General features: G+C 41.6%; 14 protein-coding genes. 1 reads left to right on the top strand and 13 read right to left on the bottom strand.

All coding sequences use genetic code 11. The features are described from left to right. Positions 1-92: 92 nt before the first annotated feature. The 5 genes from K1I97_RS07880 to pbp2a form a co-directional block, all read right to left on the bottom strand. A complete protein-coding gene (locus tag K1I97_RS07880; protein WP_223332020.1) occupies positions 93-566 on the bottom strand; it encodes a sigma-70 family RNA polymerase sigma factor in 474 nt (157 codons plus the stop codon). A gap of 120 nt (positions 567-686) precedes the next feature. After that, a complete protein-coding gene (nusG, locus tag K1I97_RS07875) occupies positions 687-1,223 on the bottom strand; it encodes a transcription termination/antitermination protein NusG (RefSeq protein ID WP_000376732.1) in 537 nt (178 codons plus the stop codon). 57 nt (positions 1,224-1,280) lie between these two features. Further along, a complete protein-coding gene (gene secE / locus K1I97_RS07870) occupies positions 1,281-1,457 on the bottom strand; it encodes a preprotein translocase subunit SecE (RefSeq protein WP_000505776.1) in 177 nt (58 codons plus the stop codon). Positions 1,458-1,466: 9 nt separating this feature from the next. Next, positions 1,467-1,619: a 50S ribosomal protein L33 gene (gene rpmG, locus K1I97_RS07865; RefSeq protein ID WP_001809375.1), complete on the bottom strand. Its 153-nt coding sequence runs from the start codon at positions 1,617-1,619 to the stop codon at positions 1,467-1,469. Between the two features lie 52 nt (positions 1,620-1,671). Further along, positions 1,672-3,867 (bottom strand): penicillin-binding protein PBP2A, encoded by a 2,196-nt coding sequence (pbp2a, locus tag K1I97_RS07860; RefSeq protein WP_223332021.1) that lies wholly within the window; start codon positions 3,865-3,867, stop codon positions 1,672-1,674. 86 nt (positions 3,868-3,953) lie between these two features. On the opposite strand from pbp2a, the gene K1I97_RS07855 reads away from it, so the two are divergent. Beyond that, entirely contained in the window at positions 3,954-4,829 is an 876-nt protein-coding gene (locus K1I97_RS07855) for an RluA family pseudouridine synthase (protein WP_223332022.1), read from the top strand. A gap of 66 nt (positions 4,830-4,895) precedes the next feature. Here K1I97_RS07855 and gap read toward each other — a convergent pair whose 3' ends face one another. The 8 genes from gap to jag all read right to left on the bottom strand — a co-directional run bounded on the left by gap (position 4,896) and on the right by jag (position 14,231). Beyond that, a complete protein-coding gene (gap, locus tag K1I97_RS07850) occupies positions 4,896-5,903 on the bottom strand; it encodes a type I glyceraldehyde-3-phosphate dehydrogenase (RefSeq protein ID WP_000260679.1) in 1,008 nt (335 codons plus the stop codon). Positions 5,904-6,201: 298 nt separating this feature from the next. Further along, complete coding sequence (gene adhE, locus K1I97_RS07845; protein WP_223332023.1) at positions 6,202-8,853, bottom strand: bifunctional acetaldehyde-CoA/alcohol dehydrogenase; 2,652 nt, start codon at positions 8,851-8,853, stop codon at positions 6,202-6,204. Positions 8,854-9,146: 293 nt separating this feature from the next. Next, positions 9,147-9,560: an MORN repeat-containing protein gene (locus K1I97_RS07840; protein ID WP_223332024.1), complete on the bottom strand. Its 414-nt coding sequence runs from the start codon at positions 9,558-9,560 to the stop codon at positions 9,147-9,149. Then, a complete protein-coding gene (locus K1I97_RS07835; protein WP_223332025.1) occupies positions 9,547-9,990 on the bottom strand; it encodes a low molecular weight protein-tyrosine-phosphatase in 444 nt (147 codons plus the stop codon). Before K1I97_RS07835 ends, K1I97_RS07840 begins: the two co-directional genes overlap by 14 nt. 47 nt (positions 9,991-10,037) lie before the next feature. Continuing rightward, positions 10,038-10,358, bottom strand: coding sequence for a preprotein translocase subunit YajC (gene yajC / locus K1I97_RS07830; protein ID WP_223332026.1), 321 nt, complete (start codon positions 10,356-10,358; stop codon positions 10,038-10,040). Positions 10,359-10,476: 118 nt separating this feature from the next. Continuing rightward, entirely contained in the window at positions 10,477-12,453 is a 1,977-nt protein-coding gene (gene tkt / locus K1I97_RS07825; protein ID WP_223332027.1) for a transketolase, read from the bottom strand. Positions 12,454-12,562: 109 nt separating this feature from the next. Then, complete coding sequence (locus K1I97_RS07820; RefSeq protein WP_223332028.1) at positions 12,563-13,186, bottom strand: ribonuclease P; 624 nt, start codon at positions 13,184-13,186, stop codon at positions 12,563-12,565. 55 nt (positions 13,187-13,241) lie between these two features. Next, positions 13,242-14,231: an RNA-binding cell elongation regulator Jag/EloR gene (gene jag / locus K1I97_RS07815; protein WP_223332029.1), complete on the bottom strand. Its 990-nt coding sequence runs from the start codon at positions 14,229-14,231 to the stop codon at positions 13,242-13,244. Between the last annotated feature and the right edge of the window lie 7 nt (positions 14,232-14,238).

The following is a 14,238-nucleotide window of genomic DNA, read 5'->3' as shown; positions in this document are numbered from 1 at the left end:
ACCCCTTGACCAACGGACCTGAGCTTTTCAACTCTTTCTATTATATCTACTTTTTCAACTTTGTCAAGGACTTTTTTTGACTATTTTCAGTTTTACCTAAAATCACTGAATACGATGCTTAATTCTCTCAGAAGGGACTTTCTACCTTTGAAACATTCTCCTCCCATCAGACGATCAAGTTGTTCTTGTTTTTCTTTAACCTGACTTGCTCTGTAATTCTTTAGAAGCTCATGAAAGAGATAATAATCATCCAGTCTGAGTCCTTTTTCTCCTAGGCGATGACTGATTTCGCTTACCTCTTCATAAGGTTCTTTATCGAAACGGCGCTTGTGACTTTCCTGTTTACGGATGTAGTCTAGGATGCGATTGCGGAATTTGGTTTTAAAGCAGACATATAGTCGGCGACGTTCACCAACTAGTAACTCTGGATGGTGACTGACCAGCTCATACAGGCACATCATCCCCTCCTGCTCCCAGTCCTCTTTCTCCCACAGATGCAAATGGTATTCTTTGCGGCACTTGTTTACAATCCCTTTGCTTTCTTCGTATAGTTCTTCCAGATTCATAGGCCTCTCCTTTCTGCATTTAGTTTAACAAAATGCAGAAAGCTTTTGATCTTCTTCTCCTCTTCTGTTCCCTTTCCACTCTCAACTGCACACAAAAAGAGAGGCACTGCCTCTCTGCGGTTATAATTCTGCAATTTGGTTGAGATTTACTTCTGCAATCGTATCATTACCAAACATAGAGATAATCATCTTCACTTTGTTGTTATCGATTTCAGTAATTTTACCTGTATAGTCTGCAAAAGCGCCATCAATGATGCGGACAGTTTGCCCAACTTCAACGTCAATATCGAACTCTTGAACAGTTTGTCCCATTGAAACCAGAATATCACGAATTTCTTGTTCCAATAGTGGAGTTGGTTTTGATCTATTCCCGTGTGAGCCGACGAATCCTGTTACGTTAGGTGTGTTTCGAACGACGAACCATGCTTCATCTGTCATGACCATTTCTACAAGGACATAACCTGGAAAGCGATTCTCTTCGACTTCCTTTTTCTTTCCATTTTTCTCAACTTGCACGGTTTGTGTTGGAATCTCAACGCGTAGAATATTATCCAACATGTTATATGTTTGCGCACGTTGCAATAGATTTTCTTTTACCTTATTTTCATAGCCAGAATAAGTTTGTAGAACAAACCATCCTTTGTCAAAACTATCCATGATATTTCCTTTCATACATATATAGAAGAAAGCTAGCAGAAGTTTTCCACTTTTCTTCTAAAAAATGTTAATAAATCGAATCAAACCTGAAACAATCAACTGGTCAAAAATATAAATGATAACCACAAAGAAGGCTGTGTATTCCATAATTGAGCGAAAATCTCTCCAGCTTTCTTTGCGAGTCGGCCATGTTGTTTCTTTAAGAAGTTTAAAAATATCCTTAATAAAACCCATCGTTCTCTCCTATCTCGTTTCTCTATGTGTCGTATATTTTCCACAATGTTTACAAAATTTATTTACTTCTAGTCGTGTTGGCTTGGGGTTCCCACTAATTTTGATTGAGTAATTCCTTGAACCACAAACTGCACAAGCTAGGCTTGCTTTTTTTAGTGCCATAACGCCTCCATCTTATCTATTATAACAAGAAACCTAGGCTTTGACAAGCCTCTTAACGAAAGAGATTGACGAAAGAGTCCCAGATTGTCTGGGCTTTTTCTTTTATCTTTGCATCCGAAATCGCACGTCCCGCCTCGTCTACAAGATTTTGAGCACGACTACGAATATCTCCTAGCGGATCCTCGGACTGGTTCGTTTCATTTTCAACGACCTGCTTTTTCGTATTTTCTGGTTCAATACCATTTTGTTTATAAGCATTCTCAACTGTAAAAGTGCTACCTGGAGTGTAAGGTAAAATGGTATTAGCCATACTTCTAAAGACATGGGCTGCTCCATTTGAGGTAGATCCTGCCAGATAATGGTTCTCATCTGTTGTTGGGAAGCCAAGCCAGTGGCTGATTACAACATCTGGAGTATAACCAATCACCCACTGGTCACTGGTATATTCTGGATTGAAATCAGCCTCGGTAGTACCTGTCTTCCCTGCCATGACATAATCTGCAGGTGACGAACTAATCCCCGTACCATTGGTAAATGTTCCTAACATCATGCTGGTCATTTTATCAGCCACAGACTTATCGATCACTCGTTTTTGGGAGTTTTTATGGCTCTTGATGACCTGTCCACTGGCATTTTCGATACGAGTGATGAAATGCGCCTCAGGCATCAGTCCTTCATTAGCAAAGGCTGCATAGGCTTGTGCCATCTGAAGAGGATTCGTCTCTACTCCTCCACCTAGGGCAACTCCGAGAACACGGTCAACTTTATCCATATTCAGACCAAATCTCGTCCCAGCTTCAAAAGCCTTATTGATTCCCAAATCATTTACAGTCGCAACCGCTGGTAGGTTGAGTGATTCTGCCAAGGCCTGATACATAGGTACTTCTGGAGATGTCTTAATACCCGCATAGTTGTCTACTTGATAACTGTCATACTGCATGGTGTGGTTGTCCAGTTGCTTGTTCAGAGCCCATCCGGCTTCCACAGCTGGAGTATAAACCACTAAAGGTTTGATAGTTGAACCCGGGCTACGCTTAGACTGAGTGGCATAGTTGAAATTACGGAATCCTGATTTGTCATCACCAGCTACGCGACCGACAACCCCACGCACCCCACCTGTTTTAGGCTCTAGAGCAACACTACCTGATTCAGCATGCGTTCCGTCTTCTGCCGTTGGAAATAGCGAAGTGTTTTCGTAAATAACCTGCATGTTTGCTTGGTAGTTTTGGTCAAGTTCCGTATAGATGCGATAGCCGTTATTGACAATCTCTTCTTCTGTGAGATTATACTTGGATACTGCTTCGTTGACTACTGCGTCAAAATAAGATGGGTAACGATAATCAGAAATTTTACCCTCATACTTATCTTGCAGTTGAGAAGCCATATCTACTCCAGCCGCTTCGGTCTCTTGATTTTTATCAATATAACCCGCTGCAACCATATTTTGCAAAACAGTATCCCTACGGTTGGTCGAAGTCTCAACAGAATTTAATGGATTATACAATTCTGGTCCCTTGAGCATCCCTGCTAGAGTGGCCGCCTGATCAAGCGTTAGTTGTGAAGCCGATACACCGAAATATTTCTTACTTGCATCTTCAACACCCCATATCCCATTTCCAAAGTAGGCATTATTGAGGTACATAGTAAGGATTTGCTCCTTGCTGTATTTCTTGGTCAACTCTAAGGCAAGGAAAAACTCCTTAGCCTTCCGTTCAACGGTCTGGTCCTGGGAAAGATAGGCATTTTTCGCCAACTGTTGAGTGATGGTGGACCCCCCTCCAGAACGACCCGCTGTAAGGATAGCTAGAAAGAAACGACCGTAGTTAATCCCATCATTTTTATAAAAGGAACGGTCCTCTGTCGCGACGACAGCATTTTGCAAGTCTTTACTGATATCTGTCAGTTCAACATAGGTTCCCTTTTGACCTGATAGGGCTCCTGCCTCTTTTTCTTCGCGGTCAAAAATTAGAGTTCGCGTTTTCAAGGCATTTTGCAAATCATTGACATTGGTCGACTTGGCTATCGCAAACAAGTAGGTTCCTACTAGCAAACCTGCACTTAACCCTAAAATGATGACGATCTTTGTCAGATGGTAACGACGCCAAAATTTTCGAATTGGGCCTACTTGGGACAATTTTTTTCTATCGCTCCGTGAACGACGCATGCTAGTCGAATCAGACTCCGCCGATTCATTCGTTTCTTTTTTAAAGAGAGAAAGAAACTTCTCAAATAATTTATCTAATTTCATGCGTTTATTTTATCATCTTCACCATAGGAACTCAAGAATTTAGCTACTCCCTATTCAAATAGGGCTTTTTTTGTTACAATATCTGTATGCAATTCACATTTACATTACCCGAATCCTTGCCTCAAATGACGGTCAAACAATTCCTAGAGGAACAACTCCTCATCCCTAGAAAAATCCGCCATTTTTTGAGAATAAAGAAGAATATCTTAATTAATCACGAAGAAGTTCACTGGAACGAGATGGTCAAACCATGTGACATTTGCCAGTTGACTTTTGACGAGGAAGATTATCCCAAAAAAGAAATACTTTGGGGCAACCCAGACCTCGTTCAAGAGATTTATCAAGATCAACATCTCATTATCGTCAACAAGCCAGAAGGAATGAAAACTCACGGAAATCAACCTGATGAAATTGCCCTTCTCAACCATGTCTCTGCCTACGTTGGCCAAACCTGCTATGTCGTTCATCGCCTGGATATGGAAACAAGCGGTTTAGTGCTTTTTGCTAAAAATCCTTTTATCTTACCTATTCTCAATCGTTTGTTGGAGAAAAAGGAAATTACTCGCGAGTACTGGGCACTTATAGAAGGGCGAGTAGAGAGTACAGAACTTGTCTTTCGAGATAAAATTGGTCGTGATCGACACGATCGTAGAAAAAGAATAGTTGATGCAAAGAATGGGCAATATGCCGAAACTCAGGTAAGCCGACTAAAGCAATTTCCAAATCAGACTACCCTTGTCCGTTGCAAACTAAAGACCGGTCGAACGCATCAAATCCGTATCCACCTCTCTCATCATAAGCATCCTATCCTGGGCGATCCCCTCTATAACTCTAAATCAAAAACGAGCCGGCTGATGCTTCATGCCTTTCGACTTTCCTTTACTCATCCACTCACCTTAGAACAATTGAGTTTTACTGCCCTCTCGGATACTTTTGAAACAGAATTAAAACAAAATGGATGACACTACCATCCGTTTTTCTATACAAAAAAGCAAGACCAGAAGGCCTTGCTTTTATCGACTCAAGAATTATTTAGCGATTTTTGCGAAGTATTCAAGAGTACGCACAAGTTGTGCAGTGTATGACATTTCGTTGTCGTACCATGATACAACTTTAACCAATTGTTTACCGTCAACGTCAAGAACTTTAGTTTGAGTTGCGTCGAACAATGAACCGTAAGACATACCTACGATATCTGAAGATACGATTGGATCTTCTGTATAACCGTATGATTCGTTTGAAGCTGCTTTCATAGCTGCGTTTACTTCATCAACAGTAACGTTCTTTTCAAGAACTGCTACCAATTCAGTAACTGATCCAGTTGGAGTTGGAACACGTTGTGCAGATCCGTCAAGTTTACCGTTCAATTCTGGGATTACAAGACCGATAGCTTTAGCAGCACCAGTTGAGTTAGGAACGATGTTTGCAGCACCAGCGCGAGCACGGCGAAGGTCACCACCACGGTGTGGTCCGTCAAGGATCATTTGGTCACCAGTGTAAGCGTGGATAGTAGTCATCAATCCTTCTACAACACCGAAGTTGTCTTGAAGAGCTTTAGCCATTGGAGCCAAGCAGTTTGTAGTACATGAAGCACCTGAGATAACTGTTTCAGTACCGTCAAGAACGTCGTGGTTAGTGTTGAATACGATTGTTTTAACATCGTTTCCACCAGGAGCAGTGATAACAACTTTCTTAGCTCCACCTTTAAGGTGTTTTTCAGCTGCATCTTTCTTAGCGAAGAAACCAGTTGCTTCAAGAACGATTTCTACACCGTCAGTAGCCCAGTCGATTTGTTCTGGATCACGTTCAGCAGAAACTTTAACGAATTTACCGTTAACTTCGAATCCACCCTCTTTAACTTCTACAGTACCGTCGAAACGACCTTGAGTTGTGTCGTATTTCAACAAGTGTGCAAGCATAACTGGATCTGTAAGGTCGTTGATGCGAGTAACTTCAACACCTTCTACGTTTTGGATACGGCGGAAAGCAAGACGACCGATACGTCCGAAACCGTTAATACCAACTTTAACTACCATTAGTGATTTCCTCCTTATGAAAATCATGAAAATTTTATTGTGAAAAGAGTAACTTGAATCACTACAAATCACCTTTCAACATTATTATTATATAACTATTTAAGTAGAATTGCAAGTACGGGCGTTGTTTTTCTCTCTTGCTTTTCTACTTTTCAAGTTCCTTCATTCTCCTAGGCTTTTATTTCTAGGATCTTCTATCCTACTCGCATAGCCTTCTCTTCTCATAGTTCAACCCTAACTTCAGAAATAGGACTATGAAAAGAGACAGGATATTTCCTGTCTCTAGGCTGATAAACGGTTATTTACGACGTCCTGGTCTTTCTTTATAACCATAGTAAGCATCTTCGATGATTTCTTGCATATGGTCAACCATTGGAAGGCGTGGGTTAGCTGGAGAACATTGGTCTTCATAGGCAAGGAAGGCTAATTCACGTGAATGGTTCTTCCATTCTTTTTCGTCGATTCCTTGAGCCTTGAAGTTCATTTGGATACCAACACGCTCACCAAGTTCGTAGACTGCTTTTGCGTAAGCTTCTACACCTTCTTCTGGAGTAGAAGCTGGCAAGCCAAGCATACGAGCAATATCTTGGTATTTTTCATCAGCACGGTAGTAGTTGTATTTAGGCCATGTCGCTGTCTTAGCTGGACGTGTACCATTGTAGCGGATTACGTATGGAAGCAAGATAGCATTGGTACGACCGTGGATTGTGTGGAATTGCGCACCAATCTTATGGGCCATTGAGTGCGAAATACCTAGGAAAGCGTTGGCAAAGGCCATACCAGCAATAGTTGAAGCATTATGCATTTTTTCACGTGAATGGAAATCCGCATTCTTAACTGAGCTTTCAAGGTTTTCGAATACAAGTTTGATTGCTTGAAGTGCAAGACCATCAGTGTAGTCGCTAGCCATTTGTGATACGTAAGCTTCAGTCGCGTGAGTCAATACGTCCATACCAGTATCAGCAGCAACAAATCCTGGGACAGTCAGTACTAAAGCAGGGTCTACGATTGCCACAGTAGGTGTCAATGAGTAGTCAGCGATTGGGTATTTACGGTTGTTTGCTTTATCAGAGATAACGGCAAACGGTGTTACTTCTGAACCTGTACCAGATGTTGTAGGGATTGCGATAAACTTAGTCTTTTTACCAAGCAATGGGAACTTGAAGGCACGTTTACGGATATCCATGAATTTTTGAACAAGGTCACGGAAGTCCACTTCTGGTTGCTCATAGAAGAGCCACATTACTTTCGCAGCATCCATTGGTGAACCACCACCAAGAGCGATGATTGTATCAGGTTTGAAGGAACGCATGATCTCTGTACCACGCTCGACGGTTGTGATATCTGGATCTGGCTCTACATCTGCAAAGATTTGGTAAACAACCTTATTACGACGAAGATCGAGTTGCTCGATGATACGATCTAGAAAACCAAGTTCCACCATAGCGTGGTCTGTAACGATCATGACACGTTCAACGTCACGACATTTTTGAAGGTATTGAATTGAATCACGTTCAAAGTATGTTTTTGAAGGAAGTTTCATCCATTGCATGTTATTTCTCCGTCTTCCGACTTTTTTGATGTTTAAGAGGTTGATGGCGCTGACGTTATCCCCAACTGAGTTGCGTCCGTAAGAACCACATCCAAGTGTCAATGATGGTAAGAAGGCATTATAAACGTCCCCGATACCACCGAAAGTAGAAGGTGAGTTACAGATAACACGAATAGCTTTAACAGCTTTACCAAATTCTTTAGTCAATTCTTCGTCAGCTGTATGGATTGCTGCTGAGTGACCAAGACCGTTGAATTCAACCATTTGGCGTGCTTTGTTAATTCCGTCTTCACGGCTTTCAGATTTCAAAACTGCAATAACTGGTGACAATTTCTCACGAGTCAATGGTTCTTTTTCACCAACTTCTTTACATTCTGCAGCAAGAATGTTTGTCCCTTCTGGAACTGTAAATCCTGCTTGCTCTGCAATCCAAGTTGCTGGTTTACCAACGATGTCTGCATTAAGTTTAGCACCAGCACAGTTTTTGCTATTGGCTTTTACTCCGAAGCAGAATTCTTCAAGAAGGGCTTTTTCTTTTTTGTTTACAAAGTAAGTGTGGTAAGACTTGAATTCTTCTACAAATTCATCGTAAATTTCTTTATCAATAATTACAGCTTGTTCAGATGCGCAGACCATACCATTATCAAATGATTTAGACATCACGATATCGTGAGCAGCCTGGCGGATATTTGCTGATTTTTCAACATAAGCTGGTACATTTCCGGCACCTACCCCAAGTGCTGGCTTCCCACATGAGTAAGCCGCCTTAACCATAGCATTACCACCAGTCGCAAGGATAGTCGCAATGCCTTCGTGATTCATAAGGGCACTTGTTGCTTCCATAGAAGGTTGCGTAATCCATTGCACACAGTTTTCAGGCGCACCAGCTGCGATAGCTGCATCGCGGACAATACGTGCTGCATGAGCAGATGATTCTTGAGCTGATGGGTGGAATGCAAAGACGATTGGGTTACGTGTCTTCAATGAAATCAATGATTTGAAGATTGCTGTTGATGTTGGATTTGTTGTAGGAGTAATACCACAAACAACACCAACTGGTTCAGCGATAAGGGTCAAGCCTGTTACATCGTCTTCTTCGATAACACCAACTGTCTTAGTATGGCGCATGTTGTTTACCACGTGTTCACAAGCAAACAAGTTCTTAGTTGCTTTATCTTCAAATACACCACGTCCTGTTTCTTCAAAGGCATGTAAAGCCAATTCTCCGTGGGCATCCAAAGCTGCTACTGATGCTTTGGCTACGATGTAGTCTACTTGTTCTTGGTCTAACTTGCGCATTTCTTCGAGTGCAACTAAGCCTTTTTGTACCAAATCATCAACATGCTTTTCAGCTGCGAGTTTCTTTTCCTCAGGTGTTACAGTTTTTTTATCAGCCATATTTTCCTCCATAGCTTTCAAGGATTCAATCCTTTGTTAATTTTTTCACAAATTCATTATAGCGCATTCTTTCTGTTTTGTAAACAGTTTCATATGCATTTCACAAAGTTTTTTTATAATTTGTGAAATAGTTTTCATTGGTCCTATTATTAGGCATTTCTTCCTAAAGATTGTGATTTTTTATCAAATATTTTTTATTTCACAAACTCCTTGTAAGGAGGTCTTGGAAACAAACAGCTTTCCAAGCAAGCGCTTTCTTTTTGGCTTTTGAGAATAGTCTCCTAACTTGAAGACTACTGTTTTTGCTGAAAAACACCTTGTTTAAAGGTTCCTTCATAGATAACTTCTTGCTCTGTCGTCAATTTCCCTTGGCCTTCAGCCTGACCATTTACAAAATCACCTTCGTATTTCCAGCCAGATTTTGACTGGAAAGTTCCCTTCCCATTAAAAGCTCCATTGTTGAACGCTCCTGTATATTGGTCTCCATTTTCAAAGGTCATGGTTCCCTGACCATTCATCTTTCCCCTTACCAAGGTTCCATCATAAACAAGGGCACCACCATCAAGTGTCAGGACACCTTTTTTAGGTGTATTTAGTAGAAAGACCGAGACGGCACAGATAACGATTAGAAGGACAGTTGCAATCTCTATACGTGGGCGAGTTAGATAAACTCGATATTTTTCGAAGGTTTCTTTAAGCTTTTCCATTGTCACTCTCATTTTCTAAACGACCTAGCCAGCTTTGGCATCCACTTGTGATGCGAGCATAGGTTTCCTCAAAATCTCCTGTGTACCATGGATCTGGAACACTTTCAGACGCAAAAGAGTAGATTTTGTGCTGTAGTTCCTGAGGACACATGTGACGCAGATCTGAAACGTTTGAAGCATCCATGCCAATAATATAATCAAATAATTCAAAGTCTTCTCTGCGAATCTGAAGCGATGTTTTGTCTTTGTCATAAGGAATCTGATACTGCTGGAAAATCCCCTGTGTTCCCTTATGAATTGGATTACCATGTTCCCAAGACGATGTTGCACGACTCTCAATTTGGTAATCACTCGTTATGGATTTCATCACAAACTCTGCCATGGGGCTACGGCAGATATTTCCTAGGCAAACAAATACTATTTTTTTCATCCCTTTTCCTCTCATCTCATAGAAAAACGGGAGTGACAGATCCCGTTTTATTCTTCGATTACTCCGCTTTCATTGACAACTGACCCTTCTGGTGTCACAGCTTCTTTAAGCGGCAAAACTGTCTTGATAGCAGCCAATTCAAAGGTCAAATAGACTCCGTCTACATCAAGAACAATTGTTTGCTTTTCAGTATCTACTTCATCCACTGTTCCATAAAGTCCGCCGATTGTGATTACTTCATAGCCTTTTTGAAGCTTGTTCAAGCTTTCCATACGCTTTTGAGCTTGTTTCTTTTGAGAGCGTTGCATAAAGAACATCAAGCCCATCATTGCTACTAACATGATTAAAAAAGTAATATTTGGATTCATTGTTTTCTCCTTTATATTTTACATAGGACTACTATATCAAATTTCAGCTACTTTTACAAGATTGCACCTTGCTTTTATGCTGATAAAAAAATCAGAGCTTTCACTCTGATTTCTGCAATTATTTCAAGTTTTGGACGACTTTGACTAGATTTTCTACCGTAAATCCGTACTCTGCCAAGACTTTTGGTGCTGGGGCAGATGCTCCAAAGGTATCAATACCGAGAACTGCACCATCAAGACCGACATATTTGTACCAGTTTTGAGTTGCTCCCATTTCGACTGCAACACGACGACGAACTGCATTTGGAAGGATTTCTTCCTTGTAAGCTGCATCTTGTGCGTCAAAGACATCTGTTGATGGCATGCTGACTACACGGACTTTTGCACCTTGGCTAGCCAATTCTTTGGCAGCTGCGACCGCCAGATTGACCTCTGAACCTGTTGCAATCAAAATCGTATCAAAATCTGCTGCATTTTCATAGACAACATAGGCACCTTTCGCAACTTTGTCAAAGTCTGTTCCCTCTTCGACAGTCAAGTTTTGACGGGTCAAGACAAGGGCAGTTGGTGTTTTCTCACTTGTCACCGCAAGGTACCAAGCCGCTTGAGTTTCACGCGCATCTGCTGGGCGGAAAACATTCAGATTTGGCATCGCACGAAGACCTGCTAGGTGTTCAACTGGTTCGTGAGTTGGACCATCTTCACCAACTGCGATTGAATCGTGGGTAAAGACATAAGTCACAGGAAGTCCTTGCAAGGCTGACAAACGGACAGCTGCCTTCACATAGTCAGAAAAGACGAAGAAGGTTCCACCGTATACACGAAGTCCACCGTGAAGGGCCATTCCGTTCAAGATCGTTCCCATTGCAAATTCACGAACACCAAACTGAATGTTGCGGTTCAAGCGATTAGCATCATCTTGAAGTTCATCCGTTTTGATGTAAGTCATGTTTGAGTGAGCCAAGTCAGCTGATCCACCTAGGAAAGTTGGCAACTTGGCAGCGACAACGTTCAAAGCATCTTGACTTGAGTTACGAGTTGCTTGAGAGAAACCATTTTCTAAGGCTGGGAAGTCTGCTGGAGTCACCTCAACTGGATCACGTCCGTCGATGATGGCTTCTACTTCTGCAGCCAATTCTGGATGCGCTTCTTTATAGTTAGCAACTAATTTAGTCCATGCTTGATAAGCTGATGCGCCACGGTCTGCAACATTTTCCTTGAAATCAGCATAAACTTCAGCTGGAATTTCAAATGGTTCATAGTCCCAACCGAGGGCTTGACGAGTTGCTGCAGTTTCGTCTGCACCAAGAGGAGCACCGTGTACCGCATTAGTTCCTTGTTTGTTTGGAGAACCATATCCAATCACAGTCTTCACTTCAATCAAAGATGGCTTGCCTGAAGCTTTAGCAGCTTCAATAGCAGCATGGATAGCTTCCAAGTCTGTTCCATCTTCAACCAAGGCTGTATGCCAACCGTAGGCATTGTAACGGTCACGAACACTTTCCGTAAAGGAATCCTTTGTCTCACCATCCAAGTTAATGTCATTTGAATCATAAAGAACCACCAACTTGTCAAATTTCTGCAAGCCCGCATATGAAGCCGCCTCGCTTGAGACACCCTCCATCAAATCTCCGTCTCCACAGATCACATAAGTATAGTGATCAAAGATATTGAAGCCTTCGCGGTTATACTTCGCCGCAAGGAAACGTTCTGCTTGGGCAAAACCAGTAGCAGTAGAAATTCCTTGACCTAGAGGGCCAGTTGTAGCGTCAACCCCTGCAGTATGCCCAAATTCTGGGTGACCGGGTGTTTTAGAACCCCATTGGCGGAAGTTCTTGACTTCATCCATGCTAACATCTTCAAAACCAGAAAGGTGAAGAAGGGCATAAAGAAGCATAGAGCCGTGTCCTGCTGAAAGAATAAAGCGATCGCGGTTGATCCAGTTTGGTTGAGCTGGATTGATACGAAGTTGCTTTGTAAAGAGGCTATAGGCCATTGGAGCAGCCCCCATAACCACCCCTGGGTGACCTGAGTTTGCTTTGTTGATGGCGTCAATACCTAGAAAACGAATTGCATTAACAGATAGATTTGACATAGAATTTCCTTTCTCTTTGAGGTGATTAATGAATCACACATCCTATCCTACTATTATATGAAAAAATGTATAGAATAGCAATAAAACAATTTAAGCTCCTCTAGTATATTTATCCTCTCGTCATCTCATAATAAGGCAACAATCGAGTATAAGCGTCTTCTAGTTTCTCCAACATCGCTTCTACTGACTGATTTTCAATGAGGGAAACATCTGACTTAACCAACACTTTTCGGACTTCCTGACTTCTCACCTTCTCGCATAAAGTACGACGGTTCCCCTCAGTAGCCTCCACCTTATGACTTTCTCCATTTGAATAGACTAGATAATACATTCCTTCAACCACTGGAAGCTCTAAAATCTTGGCTTGCTTGTCTAAGGTTTGCTCGTCTTTCTTGCGCTCAATGAAACTAACTTCTAGTGAAACACCAAAATCAGAAGGAGCTCCATATAAGCGCAGAGCTAACATAGGTTCTGATACCTTTCCCTCTCTCTGTAGATAGGCCCAAAAATGTGGTCGTAAGCGCTGCGCTTGGTTCATCCACTGACTAGTCTGTTGCAGTTTCCATTCTGGATGATTAGCTTGAAAAGTTTTAGCCAGTTCTGTAAAAGACTTCCGAGCCTCTTGACCTTTTTTCCGTAATTCCAGCATTTTTTCTCGTTCATCACCTGCTTTATCCGGATTACGGTACTGAATCCCTGCAAATGATAGGTATTCTCTAACTGCTTTTATCATATCTCAACTGTTCCTTTCCTAGCAAAAAATCAGGATAAACCTGATTTTACTTTGCTTATTCTGCATCTACGACAACATAGCGATTTGGCTCATCACCCTCAGAATAACTCGTCACACCATCCATGCGCGAAATAATGCGATGGATAATCTTGCGTTCGCTATTTGACATTGGATCTGTTTGCTGGCTACGTCCTTCCTCTAATGCACGAATCGCCAATTTTTGAGCGTAGGTTTGTAAGACTTCTGCACGGTGTTCAACGTAATCATTGACGTTGATTGTGATATAGAAAGTTCTTGAATAGCGATTGTAGAGGTAGTTTTGTGCCAAAAGCTGCAGTGCTTTCAATACTTTCCCGTGATAGCCAATAATGCGACCAGGTTCATTGGTATCAATTTGCAGGTTGATAATGCGACGATTATAGTCGCTTGAAATGACACCTTCGACATCTATATCATTCAAAATCGTTTGAACATAATCAGTCACTTCTGTCGCTACTTGTTCAATATCATAGCTCTGTTCAACTTTTAAACCTAAATCTTCTAGGGATTGCCCCTTTTCCTGCTCTTGTTCATCCACAATTTCTGGAGATTCTGCTGGCGCTTCCGTTCTAGCTTCTTCTATTTGCAACTCATTTAGAATTTCAATATGCCCGGTCTCTTCAAGAATTGTGCTGGCATGTTTCTCATTTTTCAAGATTTCAGCCTTGATTTCATCAGAAACACCCTGTCCTTCCTCTTCTATTTTTTTAATCGCCTCAACAACATGACCAAGATCAACTGTCGCCTCTGTTACTGTCTTAACAGGTTCGTTTTGTTCATTGATTTCTTTTGGAACACCTTTTACTGCTTGTTGATTGGCCTTAATCACCGTCGTTTCACTAATTGCCTCAATATCAACTTGAGCTGGTTTTTGCCCAAATAAGCCTAAAAAACCTTTCTTCTCTTTGGACACAACCTTTATATGAGTCTTCATTCGAGGAAGACCTAACTCTTTCAATCCCTTTTGAATTGCTTCTTCAACTGTTGAACCCGTATATAACACCATGACCAGA

This window comes from Streptococcus oralis (assembly GCF_019929345.1).
Lineage (GTDB): Bacteria > Bacillota > Bacilli > Lactobacillales > Streptococcaceae > Streptococcus.
This window is presented reverse-complemented; position numbering and strand designations above follow the sequence as displayed.

Coding starts and splice junctions, on each gene's coding strand:
- K1I97_RS07880 (WP_223332020.1), bottom strand. CDS start 566: ATGAATCTGGAAGAACTATACGAAGAAAGCAAAGGGATTGTAAACAAG.
- nusG (WP_000376732.1), bottom strand. CDS start 1,223: ATGGATAGTTTTGACAAAGGATGGTTTGTTCTACAAACTTATTCTGGC.
- secE (WP_000505776.1), bottom strand. CDS start 1,457: ATGGGTTTTATTAAGGATATTTTTAAACTTCTTAAAGAAACAACATGG.
- rpmG (WP_001809375.1), bottom strand. CDS start 1,619: ATGGCACTAAAAAAAGCAAGCCTAGCTTGTGCAGTTTGTGGTTCAAGG.
- pbp2a (WP_223332021.1), bottom strand. CDS start 3,867: ATGAAATTAGATAAATTATTTGAGAAGTTTCTTTCTCTCTTTAAAAAA.
- K1I97_RS07855 (WP_223332022.1), top strand. CDS start 3,954: ATGCAATTCACATTTACATTACCCGAATCCTTGCCTCAAATGACGGTC.
- gap (WP_000260679.1), bottom strand. CDS start 5,903: ATGGTAGTTAAAGTTGGTATTAACGGTTTCGGACGTATCGGTCGTCTT.
- adhE (WP_223332023.1), bottom strand. CDS start 8,853: ATGGCTGATAAAAAAACTGTAACACCTGAGGAAAAGAAACTCGCAGCT.
- K1I97_RS07840 (WP_223332024.1), bottom strand. CDS start 9,560: ATGGAAAAGCTTAAAGAAACCTTCGAAAAATATCGAGTTTATCTAACT.
- K1I97_RS07835 (WP_223332025.1), bottom strand. CDS start 9,990: ATGAAAAAAATAGTATTTGTTTGCCTAGGAAATATCTGCCGTAGCCCC.
- yajC (WP_223332026.1), bottom strand. CDS start 10,358: ATGAATCCAAATATTACTTTTTTAATCATGTTAGTAGCAATGATGGGC.
- tkt (WP_223332027.1), bottom strand. CDS start 12,453: ATGTCAAATCTATCTGTTAATGCAATTCGTTTTCTAGGTATTGACGCC.
- K1I97_RS07820 (WP_223332028.1), bottom strand. CDS start 13,186: ATGATAAAAGCAGTTAGAGAATACCTATCATTTGCAGGGATTCAGTAC.
- jag (WP_223332029.1), bottom strand. CDS start 14,231: ATGGTGTTATATACGGGTTCAACAGTTGAAGAAGCAATTCAAAAGGGA.